Annotated in this window: 23 protein-coding genes; 9 read left to right on the top strand and 14 right to left on the bottom strand. The window is 58.0% G+C overall.

What is annotated here, in order from left to right; translation table 11 throughout:
- Positions 1–27 precede the first annotated feature (27 nt).
- Together CO671_RS02855 and CO671_RS02850 are read left to right on the top strand one after the other, a co-directional pair.
- Positions 28–489 carry a glucuronosyltransferase gene (locus CO671_RS02855; RefSeq protein ID WP_097604240.1) on the top strand — a complete coding sequence of 154 codons (462 nt, stop codon included), beginning with the start codon at positions 28–30 and terminating at the stop codon, positions 487–489.
- Positions 486–962: a glycosyltransferase gene (locus CO671_RS02850; protein ID WP_010030047.1), complete on the top strand. Its 477-nt coding sequence runs from the start codon at positions 486–488 to the stop codon at positions 960–962. The genes CO671_RS02855 and CO671_RS02850 overlap by 4 nt, the downstream gene beginning before the upstream one ends.
- 39 nt (positions 963–1,001) lie before the next feature.
- Here the strand turns inward: CO671_RS02850 and CO671_RS02845 are convergent, their stop codons facing one another.
- The 4 genes from CO671_RS02845 to CO671_RS02830 all read right to left on the bottom strand — a co-directional run bounded on the left by CO671_RS02845 (position 1,002) and on the right by CO671_RS02830 (position 6,965).
- Positions 1,002–1,697 (bottom strand): SGNH/GDSL hydrolase family protein, encoded by a 696-nt coding sequence (locus CO671_RS02845; protein ID WP_097604239.1) that lies wholly within the window; start codon positions 1,695–1,697, stop codon positions 1,002–1,004.
- 133 nt (positions 1,698–1,830) lie between these two features.
- Entirely contained in the window at positions 1,831–3,171 is a 1,341-nt protein-coding gene (locus tag CO671_RS02840; RefSeq protein WP_097605050.1) for an HlyD family type I secretion periplasmic adaptor subunit, read from the bottom strand.
- A 15-nt stretch (positions 3,172–3,186) separates the two neighbouring features.
- Entirely contained in the window at positions 3,187–4,950 is a 1,764-nt protein-coding gene (locus CO671_RS02835; protein ID WP_097604238.1) for a type I secretion system permease/ATPase, read from the bottom strand.
- 461 nt (positions 4,951–5,411) lie between these two features.
- On the bottom strand, positions 5,412–6,965 hold the full coding sequence (locus CO671_RS02830; protein WP_097604237.1) for a right-handed parallel beta-helix repeat-containing protein: 1,554 nt from the start codon (positions 6,963–6,965) through the stop codon (positions 5,412–5,414).
- Positions 6,966–7,636: 671 nt separating this feature from the next.
- Here CO671_RS02830 and CO671_RS02825 point away from each other — a divergent pair.
- A complete protein-coding gene (locus CO671_RS02825; protein WP_097604236.1) occupies positions 7,637–8,344 on the top strand; it encodes an Ig-like domain-containing protein in 708 nt (235 codons plus the stop codon).
- A gap of 275 nt (positions 8,345–8,619) precedes the next feature.
- Here the strand turns inward: CO671_RS02825 and CO671_RS02820 are convergent, their stop codons facing one another.
- The 5 genes from CO671_RS02820 to CO671_RS02800 form a co-directional block, all read right to left on the bottom strand.
- Positions 8,620–9,327, bottom strand: a complete 708-nt coding sequence (locus tag CO671_RS02820) for a hypothetical protein (RefSeq protein ID WP_097604235.1) — start codon at positions 9,325–9,327, stop codon at positions 8,620–8,622.
- The gene (locus CO671_RS02815; RefSeq protein WP_097604234.1) at positions 9,327–11,603 is read right to left on the bottom strand and encodes a polysaccharide biosynthesis tyrosine autokinase; all 2,277 of its coding nucleotides are present in this window, start codon (positions 11,601–11,603) and stop codon (positions 9,327–9,329) included. The genes CO671_RS02820 and CO671_RS02815 overlap by 1 nt, the downstream gene beginning before the upstream one ends.
- A 51-nt stretch (positions 11,604–11,654) precedes the next feature.
- On the bottom strand, positions 11,655–12,371 hold the full coding sequence (locus CO671_RS02810) for a sugar transporter (protein ID WP_170964928.1): 717 nt from the start codon (positions 12,369–12,371) through the stop codon (positions 11,655–11,657).
- Positions 12,372–12,452: 81 nt separating this feature from the next.
- Positions 12,453–13,664, bottom strand: a complete 1,212-nt coding sequence (locus tag CO671_RS02805) for a polysaccharide biosynthesis/export family protein (protein WP_097604232.1) — start codon at positions 13,662–13,664, stop codon at positions 12,453–12,455.
- 307 nt (positions 13,665–13,971) lie between these two features.
- Positions 13,972–15,378, bottom strand: coding sequence for an O-antigen ligase family protein (locus tag CO671_RS02800; RefSeq protein WP_097604231.1), 1,407 nt, complete (start codon positions 15,376–15,378; stop codon positions 13,972–13,974).
- Between the two features lie 306 nt (positions 15,379–15,684).
- On the opposite strand from CO671_RS02800, the gene CO671_RS02795 reads away from it, so the two are divergent.
- Positions 15,685–16,284, top strand: coding sequence for a transglutaminase-like cysteine peptidase (locus tag CO671_RS02795; protein WP_097604230.1), 600 nt, complete (start codon positions 15,685–15,687; stop codon positions 16,282–16,284).
- Positions 16,285–16,604: 320 nt separating this feature from the next.
- Entirely contained in the window at positions 16,605–17,933 is a 1,329-nt protein-coding gene (locus CO671_RS02790) for a UDP-glucose/GDP-mannose dehydrogenase family protein (protein ID WP_097604229.1), read from the top strand.
- Positions 17,934–18,111: 178 nt separating this feature from the next.
- Here the strand turns inward: CO671_RS02790 and CO671_RS02785 are convergent, their stop codons facing one another.
- Together CO671_RS02785 and CO671_RS02780 are read right to left on the bottom strand one after the other, a co-directional pair.
- Positions 18,112–18,903 carry a metallophosphoesterase gene (locus CO671_RS02785; RefSeq protein WP_097604228.1) on the bottom strand — a complete coding sequence of 264 codons (792 nt, stop codon included), beginning with the start codon at positions 18,901–18,903 and terminating at the stop codon, positions 18,112–18,114.
- A gap of 73 nt (positions 18,904–18,976) precedes the next feature.
- Positions 18,977–19,294: a hypothetical protein gene (locus CO671_RS02780; protein ID WP_245424940.1), complete on the bottom strand. Its 318-nt coding sequence runs from the start codon at positions 19,292–19,294 to the stop codon at positions 18,977–18,979.
- Positions 19,295–19,656: 362 nt separating this feature from the next.
- Between CO671_RS02780 and CO671_RS02770 the strand changes: the two genes are divergently transcribed.
- Positions 19,657–19,908, top strand: a complete 252-nt coding sequence (locus CO671_RS02770) for a KTSC domain-containing protein (protein ID WP_037116620.1) — start codon at positions 19,657–19,659, stop codon at positions 19,906–19,908.
- A gap of 177 nt (positions 19,909–20,085) precedes the next feature.
- Here CO671_RS02770 and CO671_RS02765 read toward each other — a convergent pair whose 3' ends face one another.
- The 3 genes from CO671_RS02765 to ung all read right to left on the bottom strand — a co-directional run bounded on the left by CO671_RS02765 (position 20,086) and on the right by ung (position 22,471).
- On the bottom strand, positions 20,086–20,691 hold the full coding sequence (locus tag CO671_RS02765; protein ID WP_097604226.1) for an alpha/beta hydrolase: 606 nt from the start codon (positions 20,689–20,691) through the stop codon (positions 20,086–20,088).
- Between the two features lie 10 nt (positions 20,692–20,701).
- Positions 20,702–21,634, bottom strand: coding sequence for a VOC family protein (locus CO671_RS02760; protein ID WP_097605049.1), 933 nt, complete (start codon positions 21,632–21,634; stop codon positions 20,702–20,704).
- Between the two features lie 135 nt (positions 21,635–21,769).
- Entirely contained in the window at positions 21,770–22,471 is a 702-nt protein-coding gene (ung, locus tag CO671_RS02755; protein WP_097604225.1) for a uracil-DNA glycosylase, read from the bottom strand.
- Between the two features lie 225 nt (positions 22,472–22,696).
- On the opposite strand from ung, the gene CO671_RS33990 reads away from it, so the two are divergent.
- The 3 genes from CO671_RS33990 (at position 22,697) to CO671_RS02745 (ending at position 26,029) form a co-directional block, all read left to right on the top strand.
- A complete protein-coding gene (locus CO671_RS33990) occupies positions 22,697–24,121 on the top strand; it encodes a phosphomannomutase (RefSeq protein WP_210201906.1) in 1,425 nt (474 codons plus the stop codon).
- Positions 24,122–24,160: 39 nt separating this feature from the next.
- Entirely contained in the window at positions 24,161–25,588 is a 1,428-nt protein-coding gene (locus tag CO671_RS33985; RefSeq protein WP_176539245.1) for a mannose-1-phosphate guanylyltransferase/mannose-6-phosphate isomerase, read from the top strand.
- A 135-nt stretch (positions 25,589–25,723) separates the two neighbouring features.
- A complete protein-coding gene (locus tag CO671_RS02745) occupies positions 25,724–26,029 on the top strand; it encodes a hypothetical protein (RefSeq protein WP_010028923.1) in 306 nt (101 codons plus the stop codon).
- The last annotated feature ends 2 nt before the right edge of the window (positions 26,030–26,031 follow it).

The raw sequence follows: 26,031 nt of genomic DNA, 5'->3' as shown, positions 1-26,031 counted from the left end.
CGTAAAATATTGCGAGGATGGACTGATATGACTGACGGAAAACGACGGAAAATTCTTGCCGCTTCGTCCGGAGGTGGGCACTGGGAACAGATGATGGCGATGCGAGCCGCCTTCGAAGGCAGCGAGGTTTTTTTTGCCACCACCATTCCCGGTCTCTTGAAAAAATACGAGATCAGCAATGGCTTGGTTTTGCCTGACTGCAGCCGCGACTCGATCATTATGTCGATCAAGTGCTTTTTCAGCGCATTCTACATTGTATTCAAGCTGAAACCCGACGTCGTCCTGTCCACGGGAGCAGCCCCGGGCTTGTTCTGCCTATTGGCCGGCAGGCTCATGGGCAAGCGCACGATCTGGATCGATAGCGTCGCCAATGTCGAGAAGCTGTCCCTTTCGGGAAAACTGGCCGGCCATATCGCGACGCTCTGGCTGACGCAATGGCAACATCTGTCGCGGCCGGACGGCCCGCATTACGCAGGAGCTGTCCTTTGATCCTGGTCACCGTCGGAACGCAGCTGCCGTTCGATCGCCTCGTCAAGGCGGTCGACGCCTTCGCCAAAGAATTGACCCGGCCGGTTCTGGCGCAGATCGGCAAGGGCACCTACACGCCTGAAAACATGAAATGGATCAAGAATATCGAACCTGCCGACTTCGACAGGGTCTTTCGCGAAGCGAGCGTGATCGTTTCTCACGCGGGCATCGGCACCGTGCTCACGGCGAAACGTTTCGGCAAACCGATCATTCTCGTTCCCCGCAAGGCAGCCCTTGGCGAGCACCGAAACGATCATCAGCTTGCGACCGTCAGCCAGCTCATCGACCGGCCGGGCATCTATGTCGCGCATGACGATGACGAGCTCAAGGATTATCTCCTTCAGGACCTCAGCAGTCCCTCTCATGACGATCCGTCCGATGCGGGCCGGGCGTCGCTGGTCAACTATTTGAAGGGCTATCTCGCGGCCGGCTGAGCCCGCGACCGGCCGCAACCCTCTCGAGAAGGCGGAGATTCAGTCTCCGCAATCGCGGCCGGCGATGTGTCCGACGAGTTCGGGCACGATAATCCTGGCGGCAATTTCGGGCCGCGGATGCGCGCCGTCGGGAATTGCGGCCGCCAGTTCATCCGGGTTCAGGCGCTCCCAGCCGGGCCGGTGATCGACGAACTCCACACCGCGCTTCCGTGCCTCCGCCTGATGGGCCGAGATATAACTGCCGACGAAGGGACGGATCAGCCCCCGCAGTCCCGAAAACGGATTCATTGCCATGAGGATGATCCGTGCCCGCGGCAGGCGCCGATGCAACTGTTCGAGGATCTCGCCGATATTCCTTCGGCTTTGCGCCAGCGACACGAACCGGTGCACGGTTGCGTCATTGGCGTAGAGCTCGATCAGGATGATATCCGGCTTCTCGGCAACGACGCGGTCCAGCTGGGTCAAGGCCCAGGCCGACGTCTCGCCGCTCTTGGCGACGCTCTCGACCCTGACGGGTCTCTGCAGGCAGGCGGCAAGCTTTGCCTCAAGTCCGGCCTGCCATCCCCCGCGCGCTGTCAGCGATGTTCCGAAAGCCACGATTTTCACAGGCGGAAGGTTGTCGGCATTACTCTTCCCCGTCGTTGAAACCATGACGAGGCCGGCCAAAAACAGAACCAGCGCCCATGCCAGTCGTCTCTCCACCGGCACCCCTTGCCAAAGCCGCAAACATATCATGAAGGGACCATATCGCGGCGGGCGCTATCCGTCACCCGCCAGCATGGCGCAAGGCAAGCTTTGCCCCCAGCCGGATGGGCAAAGCTGACCTCAGAGGCTGCGATATGCAGCAGCGGCGCGCAGAAGCCGCCGATCATTCCTCACGAAAGACGTGCTGCATCTGATCGGTCAGCGGCTTGGTGAGATAGGAGATGACGGTACGGTCGGCAATCTTGATAAAGACCTCGGCCGGCATGCCGGGATAGAGCTTGATCGACTTCAGCTTCGCGATGCTTTGCGCCTCCGGCTTGACGCGCAGCGGATAGTAGCTGATCCCCGTGCGCTCATCCTTGACGATATCAGGTGCAATCGAGGTGATCACCGCCCGCACGTCGGGCGTCGTACGCTGATCAAAGGCGCTGAAACGCACATCGACGGATTGCCCGACATGGAGCTGGTCGATATCGCGGGTGGCGACCTTCGCCTGGACGGTCAGATCGTCGTTTTCGGGAACGACGAGCATCAGCGTCTGGCCCGGCTCAATGACGCCGTTGACCGTATGAACGGCAAGTTCGTGGACCCTGCCGCTCAATGGCGCGGTGATATCGAGGCGGCGGAGCTGATCGAGCGCGGTTTCACGGCGCTCTTCATTTTCGGCTATCTTCGCCTCGACATCGGTCAGTTCCTTGGCAATCTCCGAACGACGATCCTCGTCCAGCTGGATCGACTGGCGATCGATTTCGATCGCCTTGCCCTCGGCCTCCGCCTTTGCGGCGATTTCCTGGCCGCTATTGCCCTGAAGGTCGGCGCGTGCACGCTTGAGCGCGTTCAAGCGCTGAAGTGTGACCAGTCCCTTCTTGTAGAGCGCATCCACGCCTTCCAGTTCCTGTTCGATCAGGCTGAGGGAATCATTGGTGGCGTTGATCTGAACGACCAGACCCTTGATCTGTTCGGCCAGCTGGTCCTTGCGCGACGCCAACTGGCTCTTCATGCCGACGAGCGCCGACTTGCGGCTGTCAAACAATTTCTGTTCGCCGTCGAGAAGATCCCGTGCGGCATTTCTGGAGGCCGCCTTGTTGGATGCGGCAGCGCTGGATGTCATCAAATCGCTGATGTTTTCCTCGACCTCGAACGAATCGGCGCCGATCCGCTCTGCCTTCAGACGGGCACGACGCGCATAAAGCTGCGCCAGCGTGCTTTCGACGATCGAGAGCTGCGCTCTGGTCGCCGTCCCATCGAGCCGTATCAACACCTGTCCAGCCGCCACATGGTCATTTTCGGCGACCAGGAGTTTCGACACGACGCCACCGGTCGGGTGCTGGACCTTCTTGACATCGCCGTCGACGACGACAACGCCTTCGCCGATAACGGCGCTGGAAAGCTCGGTCGTCGCCGCCCAGCCGCCGATGCCGCACACCAGCGCGATGGACAGCGCGCCGACAACGGCGACGTGACGGTTGAGGGATCGTTTTGATTCAATAGTGACTTTGCTCATCATCGTCCTTCCGGCCTATTCGGCCGCATTGCCGTCGACTACGACTTTGAGCTGAGCCACGCGCTCGGCAATCGGAGTGCGCGTCGCTTCCGGTCGGCTCACCCGCGCCAGAACTTCTTCCTTGGGACCGAATGCGATCATTCTGCCCTCCTGCATCATTAGCACGAAGTCGCACACAGCCAGAACGCCGGAGCGATGCGCGATGACGACGACAATGCCGCCGCGTGCCCGCACGCTCATGATCGCAGCGCTCAGCGCCCGCTCGCCTTCTTCATCGAGATTGGAATTCGGCTCGTCGAGCACGACCAGGAACGGTTCGCCATAAAGCGCTCTCGCAAGCGCGATACGCTGTCTTTGACCGGCCGAAAGCGCCGCACCGCCCTCGCCGATGTCGGTCTCGTAACCGTTCGGCAGACGCAGGATGAGATCGTGAACGCGGGCAGCCCTCGCCGCCGCAACCACCGCCTCCGGCGACATCTCCTTGGCGAAGCGGCAGATATTTTGCGCGACGGTGCCCGAGAAAAGCTCCACGTCCTGCGGGAGGTAACCGATATGGCGGCCAAGTGCGTCGCCGTCCCACTGGTCGAGTGCCGCGCCATCCAGGCGAATGGATCCCCTGACCGTCGGCCAGATGCCCATCATCGCCCGCGCCAGCGACGACTTGCCCGAGGCGCTGAAACCGATGACGCCGAGCGCGCTGCCTGCACGCAGACCGAAGCTGACATCGGAAATGACCAGCCGCTGGCCGGCCGGCGGTCCGCTGGCTACACCCTCGACCGTGACCTGCTTGGAAGGCGCCGCAAGCGCGAGCGGAGCCGGCATCTCCGGAATTGTCTTCAGCAGGTTCGCAAGCCGGCCCCAGCTCTGCTGGGCGGACACGAAACCGCGCCAATTTCCGATCGCTGCTTCCACGGGCGCCAGAGCGCGGGATGTCAGGATGGAGCCGGCGATGATGATACCCGAAGAGGCCTGTCCCTGAATGACCAGGATCGCCCCGGTCGCCAGCGTTGCCGATTGCAGGGCGATACGGAAAATCTTCGAAAGCGTCGCATATCCATTGCCGACATCCGATGCCTGCCGGGTGATATGCCGGTATTCGCCGTTCTTGCGGTCCCAGATCTCGGCCATGGTGCCCGCCATGCCCATGGCGTGGATGACCTCGGAGTTGCGGATCGAGCTCTGCGCAAAAGCGTTGCGCATATTGGCGGCTTCCGACTGCTGTTTAGAGAGTGTGCGCGTACCCTGGTTGGTCAGGAACGTCAGGATGGCGAGCACCAGCGATCCGCCGATGGCGATATATCCGATCGCCGGATGGAACAGGAAACAGATCACGATATAGAAGGGAAGCCAAGGCAGATCGAACATCGCCGTCGGACCCATGCCGGACAGAAAGGTTCTGATCTGATCGAAATCCCGCAAGGGCTGCAGCCCGTCGCCGCCGATCTTGACCTTCAGCGGCGCCTTGATCAGCGCCCGAAACACCCGCCCGTTCATCATCTCGTCAAGGGCACCGGCAACGCGGACGAGCATTCTGCTTCTCAGAACTTCGAACGCTCCCTGAAAGGCGTAAAGAACTAATGCCAGTATTGCCAGGGCAGCCAGCGTCGGTATGCTTTTGCTGGGGATGACCCGGTCATACACCTCAAGCATAAAAAATGAACTTGTAAGGTAGAGGATATTAACAAGCGCGCTGGCTATGCCAATGAAGATCAGCCCACTTTTGCATTTCCGCAAGGCTTTGGACGGTTCATTGACGTCAGCTGTTGAACTCTGAAACACGAAGCAATCCTCTCCTGCCGCATCGCGCACGCAGCGAATACGCCGCGAAACACACTGCAGTTGCAGGCCCCTCAGGCCCGATTATGACATGGCTGCCCTCGGACCCGGCATCGGCGCCGAACCCGTTGGCACGCTCCTACACTAGTACATGAATCCCACCGAAACGTGACCAAAAATACAAATTTATCACGAACAATTTCAGAGGCCCTAACTTTAACGGTACGATAAGCATACCGTCACAAGCAAGTGAAAAGCGCAAGTCGCCCAATAATGGTCCAAAGCGGCGAAACCGTGGCGCGTTAGCTTCGGTAGCTACTACCGTGTTAACTATAAATGCAATCTATAGTTCGATTTATTCACGCCGGCGGAACATTTTGCCGCCGCTCATCCCGCACACTCCAGTCCGGCAGACGGAACTCGGACGGAAATCGAGCGGCCTCGGCGGGGGACATGCCGGGGCCTTAGGAAAGCATATGCGAGACGTGGCTGCTGTGGAATGTGTCGACATTGATGGAGACGGTCAAACTGTCGGCGTCGATATGGGAGGCGCCATCGGAGATCTTGTATTGGAAGGATTCGCTGACTTTGCCGCTGAGGCCGGCGAGTTTGGTGGCATCGACCGTGTAACTGTAATCGCCATCGCGCTCCACGTGAATGACGCCGTATTTCCCGGTCAGCGTCAGCCCGTGCTTGTCGACCGCGCTGTCGCCGAAGCGGCGAAGCAGTATCGTGCCGTTGCTCGCATTGTCGTTCTCGAGCAGGTTGCCGTGATAGCCGCTACCGGCATCTTCCGTGATCTTCAGGTGGTCATGTACGGCGACAATCTTTGCGGTGGCGGCGGGCACGGGGGAGACCAGGGGTTCCGCGACAGGCGCAGGAGAGCTGACCTGCGGATCACCGGTCGTGCCGCCGGCGGCGTTGTTGAGCTCCGCCTGCGCTTGCTCAAGTGTCTTGTTTTCGCCGATCGTGAATGTCTTTTGGGCTGCAATTGCAGCGGGCATCGTCAGCGTCGACACAGAACTATCTATGATATTGTCATAGAAGGAGCCCGACGCGGATCTGTCGACCTTGAGTGCCGAGGAGGACAGTCCGTCGAAGACATTGTCGTGGACGACGATATTCTCGCGGACATAACCGGGATTGCCGACGGCGCTGACCAAGACGCCATACACGCCGTCATGCAGGTAGTTGCCGCTGATATCGTAGTTTTTCGCATCGCCCGAATCGCCGAGGCCAATGCCGTAAGACCAGCTGTAGCCGCCATATCCTGAGATGTCATTGTCATGGATGGCGATGTTCGTGCCCGCCTGAGCACTGAGCCCGAAGCCCCCACCGATAAGGGTGTTGCCTTCGACCACGGCATCCTGAGCCCTGATCAGCACTAGAACGCCCTTGGCGCTATTGGTTTGCGTCTGCTCGAGATGATTGTCCTTGATCAGAATATTGCTGCTGTCGTTAAGCTGGATAGCGTCAGCCACGCTCCCCTGACTGTTGGTCACGGTATTGTTGAAAAGGGTAATACCCTTAACCTTGTCCATCCAAATGCCGTCAGAATGCACACCGGTCAGGGTGCTGTTCTCAATCGTAATATTCTGGCTGCTCTGGAAGCTCAACGAGCCGGGCTTTCCCGCCAGACCGGTATTCGACACTTCGACGTTCCGCACGATCCAATTGGATACACTGCCAGCATAGATCGCATTAGCGCCGGTATCGGCGATCTTGATATTCTCGATAACGATATTTGAAGCCTTGGACCCGTGGATGCCGTTGTTACTGCTGTGAATGACCGGCGCATCACCGATGCCATAGCTGCCGATGGTAATCGGAGCGCTGACGCTGCCCGAATACTTCAAGTCGAATTGTTCGTTGAACACGCTTCCGGCAGCAAGCAGAACTTTGTCGCCCGGGTTTAGTCTTAAAGATTCAACAGCAGACAATGTCGCAAAGGCAGAATTTTCGCTGGTTCCGTTGTTGTTGTTGGATCCTGTCAACGAATTCACGTAATAGACGGTCATGCTGCGATCTCCCAGGGTAATGGAAAATCTTCTAACCACGGACCTCTCTCCGGCTGCTAAAATGAAACACTAAAATGCGCGATATCTCGCAATAATTCTTGCTCCTTTAATATAAATTACTTGGTGTATTCAGTATACTCCATCGCGACAAGGTTGCAGCGCCGCGATGGAGACCCGGTTTACTCGGCCGGACGCAGGCACCACCCGGTGATCCGGAGCAAGCGGGATTTTGGGCTGAGTAACGCCGCCGCAGGTCAATTTCCCTGATAAACCTAGATTATAGCAATATGATAGACGTTGTCTTGCAGATGCTCTGCCGGGGGCTTTCAGAAACGACCTATAATCCAAAGTGATTAGACGCGCGCTCCGCAGCAGAATAAACAATCCGTCATATTAATTACATTTGCTTCTGCAGAAAGATTCTTTCAGTGAGAAGAAACATCCACCACGGCATGAAAACTTGAGACAATCACTTATTATTAAAGCAATTATATCTAAGTCTTTCATCAGCTTATGCACATTGTACGTGTGTTATTATTGATAAAATACACTCAAAGATGTCAATCTCTTGTTAACCATGCACTTGACTCCACGTATTAAGATATCATTAATCGGGCGGCTTGCTGAAGTCAAAAATGACCGGCGAGGATCAATTTCAAGGAGAGAGACTAATGGCTATTCACGCAACCGACGATACTGCAACATTTCTGGAAACCGACGTTATTTCCGGAAATCTCCTCAGCAACGACACGTCCGACGGCAACCTTTTCCTACGCTTCTTCGACCAGCAGGGCGTCGGCGCCAAACAGCCCGGCCAGGTCACGGCGATCCAAGGCGACTACGGCACCTTCTACGTCAAGGCCGACGGCAGCTACACCTATGTTCTGAGTGATGCTGCCAAGGTCGGCTTCACCAACGGCGAATTGCTTCAGGAGAAGGTTTCCTACAAGATTTCCGACGGTGCCGGTCACACCGATGTGGGCCTGTTCACTCTGAATATTCAGGGTGTAGCCCAGGTCAAGCCGGTCGCAGTCGACGATCATTACAGCTTCAACGAAGGCGACCTCATCGGCGGCAATGCTCTGGACAACGACCTTGCCAGCGACACCGGTCAGCTCTACCTTCGTCAATTCGACGGCACCAATGTAAACGGGAATCCGAGCGCGACCACCGATATCGCCGGCACGTATGGTACCTTCCATGTTAAGGCGGACGGCGCGTTCACCTATGAACTGACACAGGATATCGCTCCGGGCGATCAGGTCACGGAAACCGTCCAGTATTATAAGATCTCCGATGGCTCGGGTCACACCGACGTCGGCATTCTGACGCTGAACATTACCGGCACCGAGGTTGTTTCCGGCGGCGCCGAGGTCTGAGTCGCCCCTCAAGACGCAGCGCCCGGGGCACAGCAGCGGGCGTTGCAGCCGGGTGAGCCCGTCATCCGCAGGCGTGTGCCTAACCCGATGCCGCGTCGGCTCGGTCGCCCACAGTTCAAGATTGCCCTGGTATTGCTGGTTTTAAACGCTGAGCTTACTTCTCTGACACTATTCCGGCAGAAGCGCGAGAGCGATTTGCCTCCCGAATTCCGCAAATCAGTAGGTCGCGAATGTCGCGGCTGGCGAAAAAATGGAAACGCTTTGGCGCTTTGTTGTCATCCCCGGCTACAGCGCTGTCGAAACCGCGCCGTCGCTCTTTCCCCGAGGCTCGTCCAGGTTCGATCGAAGACCGGGCGGAGTTGCGGACTGATCTCTTTAATCACGGCATTGACCATGCAGCGATCGCCAAGTTTCAGCATTGTTGTGAGATCGCTTTCAAGTGCATTCTTCGCCGTAAGCAGCGTTACGCTGGTAAAATCGTTCCAGAAATAAAACCGCGTCAGAATCATTCCTTGGTCGTGGGGCGCGAGCGCAACTGAACGCTTCATCATTTCCGCGATCGAGACCGGTTCCTCCGCGATTTCCGACTGCACGGCCGCAAGTCGAAGCCAAAAATTGCTATTCGTCGGCATGCACGAGAGAGCATATTGTAGATATTGGCGAGCATTCGACGCCGCGGTGGCCCAAGCATCGTAGTTGACACCGACCTTCTGACGGTCGAGCTGTGTCAGAACGAGGGTGACGCCGGCGGCGACAATGTCAGATCGGCAATAATGTCCGTCGACCACCTCCATGGTGCGCGCCGCATATCTGGCCGCTACCTCATTCGTAATGGTCTCGCCTCGCTCGATCCTTTCGGCGACGATTGAGATGCTAGCCGTTTTTATCGAAGCGTACAGTTCTCGGCCAGCCAGCACCGAGCAGATGGCGGCGAAAATAACGAAAACGATGCGTATAGGCGAAACGAAACGGCGGCCGAGCATCAGCTTTCAGTATAATATCGCGAATAACGCTTATAATAATATTCGCTGGAGCCGAATGTCCGGTAGAGCTTCATCTGCGACGGATCGACCTTGGTCAATATGGCGCCAACGCATTTCGTATAGAGATCCGGCTCGGACAATAAGGTTGACTGAACCACCTTGCGCGATGTCTTGCCCCACTCGATCACGAAAACGACGGCATCAAGCTTAGGGTTGATGGCGCGCGCATCCACCACGGGAGCCAGAGGAGGCAAGTCAATGATAATGTAGTCGAAGCTTTGGCGCGCCATTTCAAGAAGTTGATCCATGCCGCGCGAAGCGAGCAGCTCCGAAGAATGCGGAACGCGATATCGCGCCACCGTCGGCAGGAATGCGAGCTTTGTTTTCGGATCGAGAAGGATGAGATCCTTCAGCGGGCGATTGTCGACGATCGCTTCAAGCAAGCCGGCTTCCGCATGGCGGCCGATGGCCCGCGTCGCTCCCGGATTTCGCATATCGCCGTCGATCAGCAGGCAACGCGCGCCCTGCATTGCCAGAAGCTTGGCAAAGTTGATGGCTGTCGTCGACTTGCCTTCGCCCGGCAGGCTCGACACCACGCCGATGACCTTGCAGCGCTGATCCGCCGCACTGATATCGATGGCGATCTTCGCGCTGCGAAGCGTCTCGGCGAATGCCGATAGCGGATGCTCCTCGACATAGGTCGTCGTCTTGCCGCCCCTGGCGATGCTTCGCGGGTTCCCCGGATCGACGAGCGTCGGATCCTCGACGTTGTTCTCGATCAGCGGCATGACACCAAGGGATTCGACGTCGAGCATATCCTTGACATCGTCACCAGTCCGGAAGAAGCGATCACGGAACTCCCGGAAAGCTCCAATGCCGCTACCGAACGCGCATCCCAGGAACATGGCGAAAGCGATGACGAGGCTTCTTTTCGGCGCGCTTGGCTTCGTCGGCGTCTCCGCGGTCGTGATGATACGGGCGGCGGTAATCGGGAAGCTTTGCTGCTGGATCGCCTCTTGGTAGCGCGCGAGGAAACTCTGATAGAGATTCTTATAAGTATCCCGCGTCCGCTCGAGCTCACGAAGTTGTACCTGCGTCTCACCTGCGGTTGCGGCCACACCCGTTGCCTTGTCAACGCTATCGCGCAGCGATTTCTCGCGGGATTGCGCAACCGTTAGCTCGCTCTGATAGCTCTCGGCAATGCGATTCAGCTCGTCGAACATGAGCCGTTCATACTCGGCCATTTCCGCTCGAAGCCGAACTGCCTGGACGTGGTCCGGACCAAGCCGGGCTTCGATTTCTGCCTCGAGCTTCGACGCTTCCAGATATTTCTTGCGAAGATCATTTGAGATCGAGCTGTCAAGCACATCGGTCACGATCGCATCGGTCTGCTTGGCCTCGATAATCGACCTGATGCGGGTATATTTCGCTTCGGCCTGCGCCGTTTCGGCCTGAGCCTTGATCAACTGGCTGTTCAACTCGGAAAGCTGCTGCTCGCTGAGCAAGTTGCCAGACCCTGACTCGACAAGGCCGTGCTCGCTGCGGAATTTCTGCACGGCAAGGTCTGTGTCCAACGCTTGTTGCCGGAGTTCTTCGATGCGCTCCTGCAGCCACTCGCCGGCCCGGCGCGTCGCTTCATATTTCGAATTGAGTTTATCGACCAGATAAACATCGGCGATGGCGGCAGCGATATCACGCGCTAGATCCGGCGACTGCGAGGTGTAGCTGACGTCGAGCACGTAGGATTTGCCGACACGCTCAACATCGATATTTCCGGCGACGGTTTCCGCAGCATATCGCCGCTTCAATTCCGCATCGGGTGCAGCCGCCACGTCATCGGCAAACCAGGAGCGAAAATTCAGCAGGGATTTCACAGTTGCGACAGAAAAGAGTGAATTCTTCTGTGCCGTGAACACCGGATTGTCGACAAGTTTCAGCTTGTCGACGACCGCATAGGCGATCGCATCGGACTTCAACAGCTCGACTTGACTGAGAACCGTCCCCTCGTCATCGTCCAGTTGGCCGAATGCCGCCAATTGGTTAATCATCTGATTGTCGCTGCGGTCGATCAGCACTTTGGTCTCGGCTGTGTAGACCGGTACTGCAGTCAGTACATAGACGACACCGAGGATGGCAAAGGCGAAAGCGCACGCCGCCACGATCCGCCACTGCCGGCGGACAATTGCGATAAGCTTGTCGAAATCGATGAAATCAGCTTCGTTTCCTGTATCGCGGGAAGGGTCGATACGCGGCGTAAGTTTATCTGGCGACAGCAATTTCGATCTCCAACTAAGGCGTCAAGCGCTAAGATCTACAGGCAATTCCAGCTATTGTGTGACGGGGACGCTCTCACTCGTCGATTGCGTCGGGTCGGTTGACGACTGTCCCGCTCCACCAGAGCTGATAATGATCGTGGTTGAGCTCGTCGATGAACTGTCCCCGTCACCCGCATTCGAAACCTGCAGCGTACCGGCGGTCGTGGCGCTGCCGTCAAAAGGTGTACCGCCATCCGATCCGGGGCCAGTCTGGCCTATCGAGCCGTCGTTGCCGATTCCGGATGCTGCGGCAGGCGCGCCGGTACCCGGACCGAGCGCCGCAGTCGCCCCTTCAGCCAGAACTTTTGCAAAGGCTGTCAGCAGCGGCGCAAGATTCGGATCGGCGCTGGCCGCTTCGGCAACCGCTTTTTCGATCGCGAGCTTGAATTGCGGGTCCGACACTTGGCAGCTGTTGGCAGCCCGCCCAAGGCCGGAGCCGATAGCTGCCATCTGTGCAGCATTGGCCTTCTTGGCCTGCTCGATCACCGGCGCCAGGGCGTCGTTGCTGCTTCCGACCAATGCGCGTACGCGCGATGACAAAACCAACGGATCGGACATGTCGAGCAGAACGGCGGGATTGGCCGTAAATCCGCTGATGTCGACCGGGGCTAAATTTGCTGGTCCCAGACAAGCAGCAGCAAAAGCGCTCGAAGTCATGCCAGTAAGGATTGCGACCACAATGCCGCCATATGCAAGCCTACGATAAACAGCCGACCTTGCCATAACCATAATTTCCTTCATCAAATCCGCTAACTGAGACAGGCCGCCGACAGAGATCTTTCACGATCGACGCCGGCCCGCCCATTTTAATCAATTTCCAAGATCGCGGACTGCGTTACGGGTATCGTTCGCGTCGTCCGACACACCGGCAACAGTCGACGATACCGAGTTTACGATGTCAAGGAACTTGACCAATTCAACAGAGTCCGAATTGGAGATATAGATAACGTCCTTGTCTTCCATTTTGAATTGCTGAACAGCAAACAAGGTTGCCGGATCGCGAAGATTGGCGCGAATGATCACCGGAACCGTATCACCCGCAAACCTCGTCGCATCCACATGCATCGCGGCAACCGTTTTCTTTGGGACAAGGCGATAGAGTAGAACCTGCGCGGGATCCGCACGATCGTCGCGCAGTCCGCCTGCCTTGGCGATAGCTTCTCCCAGGGTCAGGTCGGACTCTTCGAAATCGAAGCGGCCGCTAACGCCGGTGGCGCCGAGCGCAAGATAGGTGCGGCGCTCATGATCGACCGAGATCGTATCATCCGGCGCGACATAGATGTTTTCCGCCGGGTTCTTCAGCAGTGTATTGTATGCGACGGTAGCGGTTTTGCCGCGCCGTTGCAGCGTCACATTCGTTTCAATGTTGTTGGTCGTCAAACCGCCCGCGGCGGAAATGACATCGAGAACGCGCTCACCGGCAGGGCTGATCGTGACGCGCTGCGGATTGTTGACGTCACCGAGCACAGCCACCTGACTGGAACGGTTGGTCGTCGTGGTAATAACCACCTGCGGCTCGATCGCACGGCTGGCCAACCGATCTTCCACGTCCTGCTCCACGGTCTCCTTCAGGCGACCGGCGGCCGGAACACGACCAGCATAGGGAATCGTGATCGTTCCGTTTCTATCGATAGTCTGCTCCGGCAGAGAAATGTAATTGCCGGGTCGGCTGCCGGCGTCCGAGGGAATGAACAACCCACCGGACTGAGCTTCGAAGATAGCAACCTGGACGACGTCGCCATAACCAAGCGGAATTTCAGGCGCCCTGCCGCGACCCCCACCGAAACCCTTGAAGGAGGTCGGCTGCGCCATGGTGAAATAGGGCAGGACGTTCTTGCTGAGATCAACCAGGGCGTAGTCGATACCGACGCGACGCTCCTTCGTTGTCACTTTCACTGCCGCACCTCGATCAACATCTTTGTGATCGGGACCGGATCTTGGCAACGACGTGCAGCTTGCCAATATACTCGTTAGCGCTACAACAATGGCGACGCGTGTACTACCGATAGGAAAACAACCCATAGAATAACCTGTGTTGACGCCCCTGAAGCTACTGCCTTGCAATCTCACATAATACAAGACAATCGCCGACCAATAATCACTGTAGGCGGATTAACATTCCTCTAACTGTGGCAAGCTGGCAACGCCAAGCCCCTTCATCCAGCGAAAACGATCCAATCCGGCTTTTCTCCCGCCGGCAACGATCTGAAGGCTGCACCCGCTATAAGTTCTCTTGCGTTTCAGAGTCAACAGCGCGTTACTGCACAATGGGCATTTTCGAAAAACCTTCACGAAACCGCCTTCAGATCATTCGCTGTTGAGCGACCACTCATATTTGCCGTTGCGCCTCCCCATTGTTGCGTCCAAGGCTGATCGCAACGACAGCACTCAGGAAAGCGGCGAAAAATACCGCAAAGCCTGGTATTTGCAGCGAAAAATCAACCGCGCTATGAAGGGTGACCAAAACCGTCGCCGCCACACCAAGAAGAACACAATGTCTCCCGCGGCGCCTTTGAGCGAGCCCCCGCCAAAACACTCTGGCAAGCATTGAGAAGACAATCGCCGCCGCGATCGGAAATAATATGCCAAGGCCCAGAAAACCTTCGAGGTAGAAATTATGTGCGCGATCGAAGATCCCGAAAATGCCGCAGGCCGGATCGCGATAGGCGGAAAACACGGTGCGGAAGCTGCCAAGACCCGTCCCCGTCAGCCAATGATCCGAAATGGCACGCCATATACCCGGCAGAATGCAGAAACGATCGTCGTCCTCGAGCCGCCGTTCCTGCGCACGCAAAATCGCCTGGCCGGCAAACATGATCAGCGACAACCCGACGAAAGCAATCGCCGAGACAAATTTTAATATCGACCGCCATGTTGGCGTCGTTCTTCTATAACGCTTCGAGCTGTTCCAATTGATGACAAGCCATGGAAAGTAGATAAGAGCGGCAACAAAGGTCGCGAATATCCCGGCGCGTGAGCGGCTCAGCATCAGGGCGGTGAAACATGCGCACAAAAGCAGAATGTAGATCCACGTCCTCAAGAGAAGGACGTTTCGGCCCGGCTCGCCGGGCGGATGGCTTGAATAGGAACGGGCAATATCCCTGACCAGGGTCAGCATCAACAGCGTTCCCAGCCCGAGGAAAGTCGCAGCGGTATTGCGGTTGACGAAGACGGCCGTCAGGCTGTCGAGGTAGGCACGTTTTTCGATAACGATCAGAATGCGGGGAAACATCGAAAACTGGATCAGGGCGAAAACGGCGATAATGCCCGCCGCAAGCCCGAGGCTGGCTAGAACTTTCCGCGCTCGTTGATCGGTATCGCATAAGACGAGCCCGGTCAGGAAGGTCACGAAAGGCAGAGCCACCCACAGAATCGAGGCGAGTGTATCGGCCGGCACGACGGAGATCGCCGCGTATTGCACGCCTGCTAGGTCACGCGCAGCGTTCCAGGCAGGGTTTGCCAGCCAATGGGCTGGCAGTTCGATCGTCTGGACGAACATCCAGCCCGTCAGCACAATCAGCAGAAACAGAGTGATGCTGAACACCGATCTGGTCTGCCTCGGCTCCCCGAACAGCAGCCCCGAAATAATCGCCAGAACAAACATTCCGATTGCGGCAAAGGCGAAGGGAAAGGGCGTGACGCTTCCGAACGGAATGAGTGTCAGTATCACCAGGCCGATGAAGGCAACGAGGATCGCCTCTCGCAAGATCTGCCTGTTGATGAGATTGGACAACATTTGAATTTGCTCACCAGCAGCAGCGGGAATGAAGGGCCTACAACCAGCACGGTTAATATACTCGTACTAACATAAGTTGCATATCAAACGCTTGCGTGCTAAAGTGCAACAGAATTCCACATCGTTTAAAATTGTCGCGAACGGCTTAAGCCAATCGAGACCGGCCCCGATTATGCTCCTTCAAGCGGCAGAAACGGGACAGACGTTCTGTGCCCAATACTTGGCAGATCACTAATCCGCCATGCCATTGACTGAGAAAAAAGGCAAGCCTGATCTCAATCGGTTGCCCTGAACGGGGATTAAGAGATGAAGAAGACGTTCGTTACACTTCTGGCACTGGCTTTTACAGCTGCGAATGCCTGCTCTGCACTTGCCGCCGGTCCCGCAGGTTTCGCCCGCGGCCTGACCAGTGGTTCGGCGGTGAGCTATATCTCTGAAAAAGGAACGATCATTCCGCCCTTCGCCCAGGTGCTGTTCTGCGCCCAGAACCCGGCCGAATGCCGCGACAACAATGGTTTGTCGGTCCTGGCGCTGACTGACAAGGAAATGCTGCAGCTGAAGGATGTGAACAACTCCGTCAATCGTACGATGATCGGCAGGAACGACCCGCGCAACGAACTGAATGGCGATGTCTGGAAGGTGAACGTCCGCAGCGGCGACTGTGAGGATTTTGCGCTGACCAAGCGCAGCCGGCTGATGGCAATGGGCTGGTCGTCGCGCGCTTTGCGGATTGCGACGGCCTATACACCCTCCGGCGAAGGACACGCCGTCCTTGTGGTCAGAACCGACAAGGGCGACCTGGTGCTCGACAACAGGAAAAGCAGCATCAAGAACTGGCGCGATACCGATCTGCGCTGGGACAAAATTCAATCGGATACCGACCCCTACGTCTGGTATCGCCTGTAAAAACGGGCGCGGCTGGGGCAATTCCGGCAAAGCCGTGAAGTGCCTTGGCCTCCGCAATGCCCACATCTAAATAATTAAATCCACCCGTTCCGGGTTGAAGTCGAGCCGGCTCCGATGCGCGGCCCGACTTGTCATATCTCCCACACAAACCTATGTTTTTGCTGTCGACAGGGCAGCTGGCGCGCCTCGCAGCGCCCTGGGTTGGAATTCCGATTTGGGCGACCAGGCGATCTTCGATGTTGTCTTTTCGCCCAGATTAAGTATGACGGGGCCATGCTGCGACGCAGCATGACGTTCTACTCTAATGATTTGAGGGAAATATGCGCATCACGATGATTGGATCAGGCTATGTCGGCCTCGTTTCAGGCGTTTGCTTTGCGGATTTCGGCCACGACGTCATCTGCGTCGACAAGGATCTGAGTAAGATCGAGGCCCTTCGCGAAGGCCGCATTCCGATTTACGAGCCAGGTCTCGATCAACTGGTCGCCGAAAACACCAGCACCGGCCGCCTGTCCTTTTCGACGGATGTCGGCGAAAGCGTTCGTGGCGCCGACGTCGTGTTCATCGCGGTCGGCACGCCCTCCCGGCGCGGCGACGGCCATGCCGATCTCTCCTACGTCTATGCGGCGGCGCGCGAGATCGCGACTTACGTAGAAGGCTTCACCGTCGTCGTTACCAAGTCGACCGTGCCGGTTGGGACCGGGGATGAGGTTGAGCGCATCATCCGCGAAACCAATCCGACAGCCGATGTCGCCGTCGTTTCCAATCCCGAGTTCCTCCGCGAGGGCGCGGCGATCGAAGATTTCAAGCGCCCCGACCGCATCGTCGTCGGTCTGAACGACGACCGGGCCCGCGAAGCCATGACCGAAGTCTATCGTCCGCTTTATCTCAACCAGGCGCCGCTGGTCTTCACTTCCCGCCGCACCTCCGAACTGATCAAATATGCTGCCAACGCCTTCCTCGCGATGAAGATCACCTTCATCAACGAGATCGCCGATCTCTGCGAACGGGTCGATGCAAATGTCCAGGACGTTTCGCGCGGCATCGGTCTCGACGGCCGTATCGGCGCCAAGTTCCTGCACGCCGGCCCGGGTTACGGCGGCTCGTGCTTCCCCAAGGATACGCTGGCCCTGGCCAAGACCGCGCAGGATTTCGACGCGCCGGTCCGTCTCATCGAGACGACGATCTCGATCAACGACAACCGCAAGCGGGCGATGGGACGCAAGGTGATTTCGGCGGTCGGCGGCGACATTCGCGGCAAGAAGATCGCGATCCTCGGCCTGACCTTCAAGCCGAATACCGACGACATGCGCGACAGCCCGGCAATCGCCATCATCCAGACCCTGCAGGACAATGGAGCCCAGGTGGTCGGCTACGATCCCGAGGGCATGGAGAACGCCCGCAAGGTCATCGAGAATATCGAGTATGCGGGCGGCCCCTATGAAGCAGCCGCTGGCGCGGACGCGCTGGTCATCGTCACCGAATGGAACCAGTTCCGCGCGCTCGATTTCAACCGCCTGAAGCAGTCGATGCGGGCTCCGGTCCTGGTCGATCTGCGCAATATCTACCGCAGCGACGAGGTCCGCAAACACGGCTTCACCTACACCGGCATCGGCACCAATCTCTTCCAGGAAACGACCAGCTCCTGATAGGGTCTGCTGAGATCTGACATCCTGACGCCGCGGAACATAAATTCCGCGGCGTTTTTTAATGCATGACGTGCGGAAGCCTGCAGTGGCTCCGGGACAACGACATGGGTGAAAACCCAGCAAAAGCGCGCCGGCGAACACCGCAGGCGATTATCGCACGACACCACGCCCTCCCCTTCTACAGCAGTCCGACCCGCGTCCCTTTGATCGTCAGTACGGTCAGGCGGCCCGTCGCCGAAACCGCGGTGTCGATACCGATGCGTTGCGGACCGAATGTCGGGATTCGCGCCGGGGTATGTCCATGGATCACGAGGAAAGGAAGCTGCGGCCCTTCGTCCAGAAAGGGCTGGCGGATCCACATAAGGTCGCTGTCCTTTTGTCTCTTGAGATCGATGCCAGGTCTGATGCCCGCATGGACAAAGACGACCCTTCCCATCTGCAGCATGATCGGCAGCGATTCCAGGAATTGGATATGCCGCTCCGGTATCATGTTGTGAATGACGCGGGCGATCATTTCGTTTCCAGCCGCCGATTGCAGCAGATGCTCGATGTCAATGCCGTATGAATTCAGCGTCTCCGTCCCGGCAAAACCAAGCCATTCAAGAAGGCGCGTCGGCTTGCGATAGAGCTTCACCAGCTCCGCATCGTGATTGCCGCACAGGGCGAGACGCTGAAATCCCGGCGGCGGCGGCTTGCTCAGGAATTCCAGCACCGCGCTCGAATCCGGCCCGCGGTCGACATAATCGCCGAGCAGGAGAATGAGTTTCGGTCCCGGGATGCGCTCGGCATCCGCTTCGATGCGGCGATGCGCCTCGACGAGTTCGCTATAACATCCGTGGACATCGCTCATCGCATAGACCGCGGCGAAATCGCCTTCGGCAAATGTCAGCCGATCGCGCTTTTTATGGCTGCCAGTCAGTATCGGTATCTGTTGTCGCCACGGGACGAGATAGTTAAACATGTAACCCATTTGTGAAACCCGGCCGCGTGGCGGGCTGTCGGAACTGATCCATTTCTCACCCATCGCCGCAACGGCACGAAGTTTAGTGATCATAAGAAGTTGGCCTGATCGCGGCCGCGTCGACATTGTAGCCGGAACCTATTGCCACATTCAAAACGACGGACCCATCGCCCTTTTGCTGAACCGCCTGCACCAAGCTCGCCTGGCTGGTCGCGGCCGAATGCTGCGCGTCCAGCACATCGGGCAATGACGATCGTCCATCCTCCTCGCGCCCGATGGAAAGCGCAAGAGGCTCCTGCGTGGTCATCATCTGGGCGCTAAGCGCTTGAACGATTTTCGCGTCGCGATGGACCGACGAGAATGCGAGGAATCTCGCCTGCCGGTCGGTTGTCGGCGGCACGTGGTCAGGGCTCCTCACACCGCCCGGCGGGCATAGCAAAACGGCTGCCACAAATAAGGGCACGTCGTATTGATCCATATTCGAGAAGATGTTTCGATTAATATTTTCACGTCCGTTAATATATTCTGGTTAACAGTTGGTTAAGCTTGTGTTTATTTACAACATTCTTCAAAATTTAGCTGCATCACCCAATATTTCTGCGCCTCAAAGAACCGGAGACCGTCAATTTTCCACAGGCAAGGCCTTCGAAAAAGCTGTATTAATCAACTAAAACGAGAGGCGCCAGGAAAAAATGAACGTTAAAGCAGATCACGCTTGACGACCTTGCGACACCGCATAAAGATGGCGCGTTGCGAGCGCGAATGACATTCTTGATCAAGAATCTCAGATCCAAAACTGCGGGGTGCAAAGTGGAAACTGCGGTTGATTCGAAACTTATCGAGGCGATTACCTACGACGAAGACAGCCGGCATCTGCGGGTCTATCTGACCAACGGTCAGAGGCGAGAATATGAAGGGGTTCCCAAAGGCGTCGTCGTCGGGTTGACGATGGCGGAGTCACCGGGGAATTTTTATATGAAGGCAATCAGGGGCAAATATCCTCCTCGTCCCTAGAACAGGATGATTTCAGGGCCGCTTGGCCTAACATCTGAATCCTGTTCTCAATTAAAGAGTTAGAGCACTTTTGGCGGCATCTCTGTTGGCGATGCCGAGTCGTCGTTTGAGCCGAGATGCGGGACCGGTTTTCACCGGCCCCGCAATTCGGCCGTCGCCGATTGGCGGCGCAATCGATCAATAGCCGCTGAAGAAATCGCGAACTGCATCGATTTCGAGCGGGGCGATCTCATGGCCACCGGGATGCCAGACCGTACCGACCTCGGCGCCGCGGCCTTTCAGGTGTTGCGACAATGCTTCGGTCACGGCCATCGGGGCGATCGGATCCCGCCGCCCGGCCGTCACCAGCACCTTTCTTCCCGCAAGCGTCGAATGGGCTTCCGGTTGAAACGGAATGAGCGGGTGCATCAGCACCGCCAGGTCGAAGATACCCTTCTCGATCAGCACATTGGCAAGAATATTGGCGCCGTTCGAAAAGCCCAGGCCGAAAATACGGGAAGCCTGGTACTCGTCAGCGAATGCTTTGACATAGGCGGCCATCTTCTCCGTCGCCCGTGAAAGGTCGGCCATGTCGTAGACCCCTTCACCGTTACGCCGGAAGAACCGCGCAGCACCATGTTCGGAAACATCGCCGCGCGGAGCAAGAACCGTCGCTTCCGGCAGCAGCTGTCGACCGAAATCGAAGAGCTGGTTTTCGTCGCCGCCGGTGCCATGCAACACGATCAGAATTGGTTTGCCAGGTGCGCCGGCATGCAGCCGGTGCACATATCCGATTTCCGTCATGCCGCCCTCCTTACGCTTCCAGCGGCTGCAGATGCTGTTCAAGTAACGCTCGAAGATGGGCGTGCTGCTGCGGCAGCTTCAGAGCTTCGCCGAGATGAGCCGTATCCTCGTCGCGGTCGAAGCCGGGCTCATTGGTCGCAACCTCGAACAGAACGCCACCCGGCGTACGGAAATAGATCGCCCAGAAATAATCGCGGTCGATCACCGGGGTCACCTGATAGCCGGTGTCCATCAGCGCCTTGCGCACTTCGAGCTGCTTTTCGCGGTTTTCGACCGAGAAGGCGACATGGTGGACGGAGCCGGCGCCGGGAAGCGCGCGGGCAATATTCGGCATCGTCTCGAGATCGATGAGATGCGCACCGTTGCCGTCAGGCTTGATCAGCCGTTTGACCCCGTCCCTTTCCTCGGCGACGTCATAGCCCATGAACTTCAGCAGTTCGGCGGTGGCGCCGTCATCCCGCAGCCGCATGGCGACGGAGTGAAAGCCGCGAATGGCATAATCCTCGCTGATGCCGCCATGCGTCCACGGCTGGCGGCCATCGTCCCTGACCTCGACGAGCGCAAAGCCATCGCCATCGGGACCGGAGAAGTTCAACCGCTTTTCGCCGAAGCTTTCATCGCTCTTCAGGCCGCCGACGCCGAGTGCGGCAAAGCGATCGTTCCAGAAGCCGAGCGAACCTTGCGGAACCGAAAACACGGTCGTACCCACTTCACCGGTACCGGGCTGGCCCTGTGCCATCTTCGGGAAGGGAAAATAGGTCATGATCGTGCCTGGCGCACCGGTCTCGTCACCATAATAGAGATGATAGACATCGGGAGCGTCGAAATTCACCGTCTTCTTGACGCGGCGAAGGCCGAGCGCATTGGTGAAGAACTGATTGTTGGTGCGGGCGTCCTCCGCCATCGACGTGACGTGGTGCAGACCCTTGATTTGATCGAGCATGTGAGACCCCTTTCTCGCCCGCCGCTTGCGGGCTTTCGATGGATCATAAATGCGCTCGGTCATGCCTCCGGAATAGACGTGCAGACCAAAACGCATTGTCTCCTTTTTGTGAACACAGATCCATGTGTGTTCACTTCAGGACTTATGGGGATCGACCGGCAGCTGCCAGTCGATCGGCGCCCGCCCGCGGGACTGCAGGAAGGCATTCGCCTTGGAAAAATGCTTGCAGCCAAAAAAGCCATTATGGGCCGAAAGCGGCGACGGATGCGGCGCTTTGAGCACCATATGCCGCGCCGTATCGACGAAGGCGGCCTTGCGCTGAGCATAAGAACCCCAGAGCATGAAGACGACGGATTCGCATTCGTCGTTGACCTTGCGGATGACGGCATCGGTGAAGCGTTCCCAACCCTTGCCCTGATGGGCCGCCGCCTGCCCTTCCTCGACTGTCAGCACGCTGTTCAGCAGGAGCACGCCCTGCCGTGCCCAATGCTCGAGAAAACCGTGACGTGCCGGCACTATTCCAAGATCCGCCTCCATCTCCTTGTAGATATTGACGAGCGACGGCGGTATGCGCACGCCGGGCCGGACGCTGAAACATAATCCATGCGCCTGCCCTAGCCCGTGATAGGGATCCTGACCGAGGATGACGGCCTTGACGTTGGCGATCGGTGTCAGGTCAAGAGCACGGAAATATTCGCTGCCTTTGGGAAATATCCGTTTTCCGACCTGCTTCTGCGCGACCAGGAAGGATTTAAGCTGCTGCATGTAGGGGCTTGAGAACTCCCCCTCGAGGGCGGACTTCCAGCTCTCCTCGAGACTGACGGATGTATCGCTCATCGGCAAACCTTCGATATGGGACAAACAATGGATACACGGTTCTAACAAAATAGGCCGAGGCCGCAATGGCTGTCGGTCTCGCGGCGACCATCGAAACCTGGCGAGCGGGCGCGAACCTTGTTGGTGACTTCACCGTCCGTGTTTAACTATAAGCCTGCTTCGGTATTTACGCCGGCTGGTGGGCTGAGTAGAACTTTGATCGTGACAATCGGAGCTTGTCTTCACATGAAATTCGGCACGAGCGGCCTTCGCGGACTTTCAGTCGATCTCAAAGGACACGCCTCCGCCCTCTACGCCACCGCATTCGGCAAATATCTGCTGGAGACTGGCAAGGCACGGGCCGGCGACGTCATTCTGATCGGACGCGACTTTCGCGATTCAAGCCCTGAAATCTCGGCAAACTGTGCCGGTGGGCTGACGGCACTCGGATTCCGTGTCTTCGACTGCGGCAATGTGCCGACGCCGGCCCTCGCCCTTTATGGCCTCGAAAGCAAGGCCGCCTGCCTGATGGTCACGGGCTCGCATATCCCGGCAGACCGCAACGGCATCAAATTCTATCGCCCGGACGGCGAGATCGACAAATCGGACGAGGCGGCGATCACCGCACAGGCAGCCGAAATCGAACGAAGCGGCAAAGCGCTGGTCGAGGCGCCGGCCAAGATGGAAGATCATGAGGCAACCTGCCGGCAGCTGTTTTTCGAACGCAATACGGCCCTGCTTCCGCAAGGTGCGCTCTCCGGGCTGAAGATCGGCGTCTACCAGCACAGCACGGTCGCTCGCGATCTCCTGATCGACGTCCTCGCCCACTACGGTGCCGAGATCATCGCCCTCGGCCGCTCGGAAAGTTTCATACCGGTCGACACCGAAGCCGTTTCCGACGAGACGATCGCGCTGATGAGGCGCTGGGTCTCCGAGCATAAATTCGATGCAATCGTTTCGACCGACGGCGACGGCGACCGCCCCCTGGTTGCCGATGAAACCGGCACACCCTTGCGCGGCGACCTTCTCGGCCTCGTGGCCGCCAACTTCTTGCGAGCCCGAACGGTGGTGACGCCCGTGACCTCCAATTCCGGCATCGAGGCCGCCGGCACTTTCGCTGTCAGGCGCACGCGTGTCGGTTCGCCCTTCGTCATATCAGGCATGGAAGAGGCAGTGGCCGCCGGCGACGATCACGTCATGGGCTTTGAAGCCAATGGCGGTCTGCTGACGGCAACCACCTTCGATGTCAATGGCCAGAACCTGCGCGCATTGCCGACGCGTGATTGTTTCATTCCCATGCTCGCAATCCTGTCGCTGGCGGCCGCCCGCAGGCAGCCGCTTTCTGTCATTGCCGCCTCCTATAAGCTGCCCTTTGCCGCCGCTGATCGTCTGGAGAATTTCCCCGTCGAGACGAGCGCGGCATTGATGGAATATCTGCGCGCCTCGGATGAAAACCTGGCCTCGTTCCTGCAGCCGATCGGCGCGGTAGCGACAAAATCCGATATCGATGGGCTTCGGGTGACACTGAGAGATGGCGGCATCATCCATTTCCGCCCGTCCGGCAATGCGCCGGAAATGCGCTGCTACGTGGAGGCAGGGAGCGAATCCGCCGCCCTCGACCTGCTGCACAGCGGGCTCGACAGAATAAGAGGCTGGGCAGCCGCCCGCTAACATGCAACGAATAAGCCGTTTATTTCAAGGAACACGCCTATGACGCAGAAAATCGTTCCCGTGATCATGGCCGGCGGCAAAGGCACGCGGCTCTGGCCGCTTTCCCGCGCCACCGCGCCGAAACAATTCATTCAGTTCGTCGGCGACAAGACGCTGTTTCAGGAGACGCTCGAACGCGTTTCCGATCCCGAGCTCTACGAAGCCCCGATCGTCGTCACCAATGAAGAGTTCCGCTTTCTGGTCGCCGAGCAGGCGCGCGAGCTCGCCCGTCCGCTCGCCGCCGTCCTGCTCGAACCGGTCGCCCGCAACACTGCGGCGGCGGTTGCTGCCGCGGCGACGCTGGCCGCCGACCTGTTCGGCAAGAATGCCATCATCCAGATGCTCGCCTCGGATCACGAAATCCTCGCCGACAAGAGCTATTTCGACTGTATTCGCATCGCCCGCGAGGCGGCGGCCGACGGCAGGCTTGTCACCTTCGGCATCAATCCGACCGAACCGGCCACAGGTTACGGCTATATCGAGATCGGCGACGCGCTGGAGAACGGCGCTCACAAGGTGAGCCGCTTCGTCGAGAAGCCGGCATTGCAGGAGGCCCAGCGGATGCTCGCCGATGGTGGCTTCTACTGGAATTCGGGCATCTTCATGTTCCCGGTGACGGAACTTCTTGCCGAACTGCAGGAACATGCGCCCGAGGTGCTCAAAGCCGCAAGCAAGGCTGTTTCCAAGGCAAGCCGCGACCTCGACTTCACCCGCCTCGATGCCGATCATTTCGCCAAGAGCCCGGATATCTCGATCGATTATGCGATCATGGAAAAGACCTCGAAGGCCGCTGTCGTCCCCTCGCCGTTCCGGTGGTCGGATATGGGAAGCTGGGATGCCGTGTGGAAATCGGGAAAACGCGACGATAACGGCAATGTCGCTGCCGCAAACACGACCGTGGTCAACACCCGCAATTCGCTGGTCATGACCCATGGCGTGCATCTTGCCGTCCAGGGCATGGAGGATGTCGCCGTCATCGCCAGCGAGGACGCCGTCTACGTCGGGCCGCTCAAGGACAGCCAGAATGTCGGACAATTGGTCAAGATGCTGGCCTCCACATCGGCGACAGCGAAGTTCACCGAAACGCACCCGACGTCCTACCGTCCCTGGGGCGGCTATACCTCCATCTTCAACGGCGATCGCTTTCAGGTGAAGCGCATCTTCGTCACGCCGGGCAAGAAGCTTTCGCTGCAAAAACACCACCACCGCTCCGAACATTGGGTCGTCGTCAAAGGAACGGCCGAAGTGACGGTTGGGGAGAATGTACGGATGCTGCGCGAGAACGAAAGCGTCTACATTCCGCTCGGCGAAGTCCATCGTCTCGCCAACCCCGGCAAGATCGTCCTCGAACTCATCGAGGTACAGACGGGATCCTATCTTGGCGAGGATGACATCATCCGCATCGTCGACGAGTTCGGTAGAACGTAAGGCGGGCTTTCGGAACGGCTGGCGGGCTCGAGGCAACGCGCCGCCGTTCCGTCGCGATCAGCATTGCTGTTGAATTTCCTGCCGGGGTTCTCGTAGAATGAAGGCGCCGACAGACATGACCGGAGATATCCCCTGATGCGTACCCTGCCCGCCCTCGCCGGATTTCTTTCACTGATGCTGCCGGCAATGGCGTTCGCCCAGACAGCGAATATGCGCGTTGCAAGCGAGGCGGAAATTCGCCAGCACCTGCCCGGCACCTCGGAGCTGAAAGAAGCCAGCAACGGCTACGAATATCGCGAGGGCAACAAGAATGGCTACAAGATAGACAACGGCCAGATCTGCGTTCTGTTTCCCAACAAGTCGAAGGACTGCGTCAGCGTGAAGACCGACGGCAAGACCTTCCAGATGATCGACCGGAAAGGCGGCCGATCGAGATTCTGACT

The organism is Rhizobium sp. M10 (assembly GCF_002531955.1).
GTDB lineage: Bacteria > Pseudomonadota > Alphaproteobacteria > Rhizobiales > Rhizobiaceae > Rhizobium > Rhizobium etli_C.
Note: the sequence above shows the minus strand (reverse complement) of the source record. Positions and strands in the feature narration are given on the sequence as shown.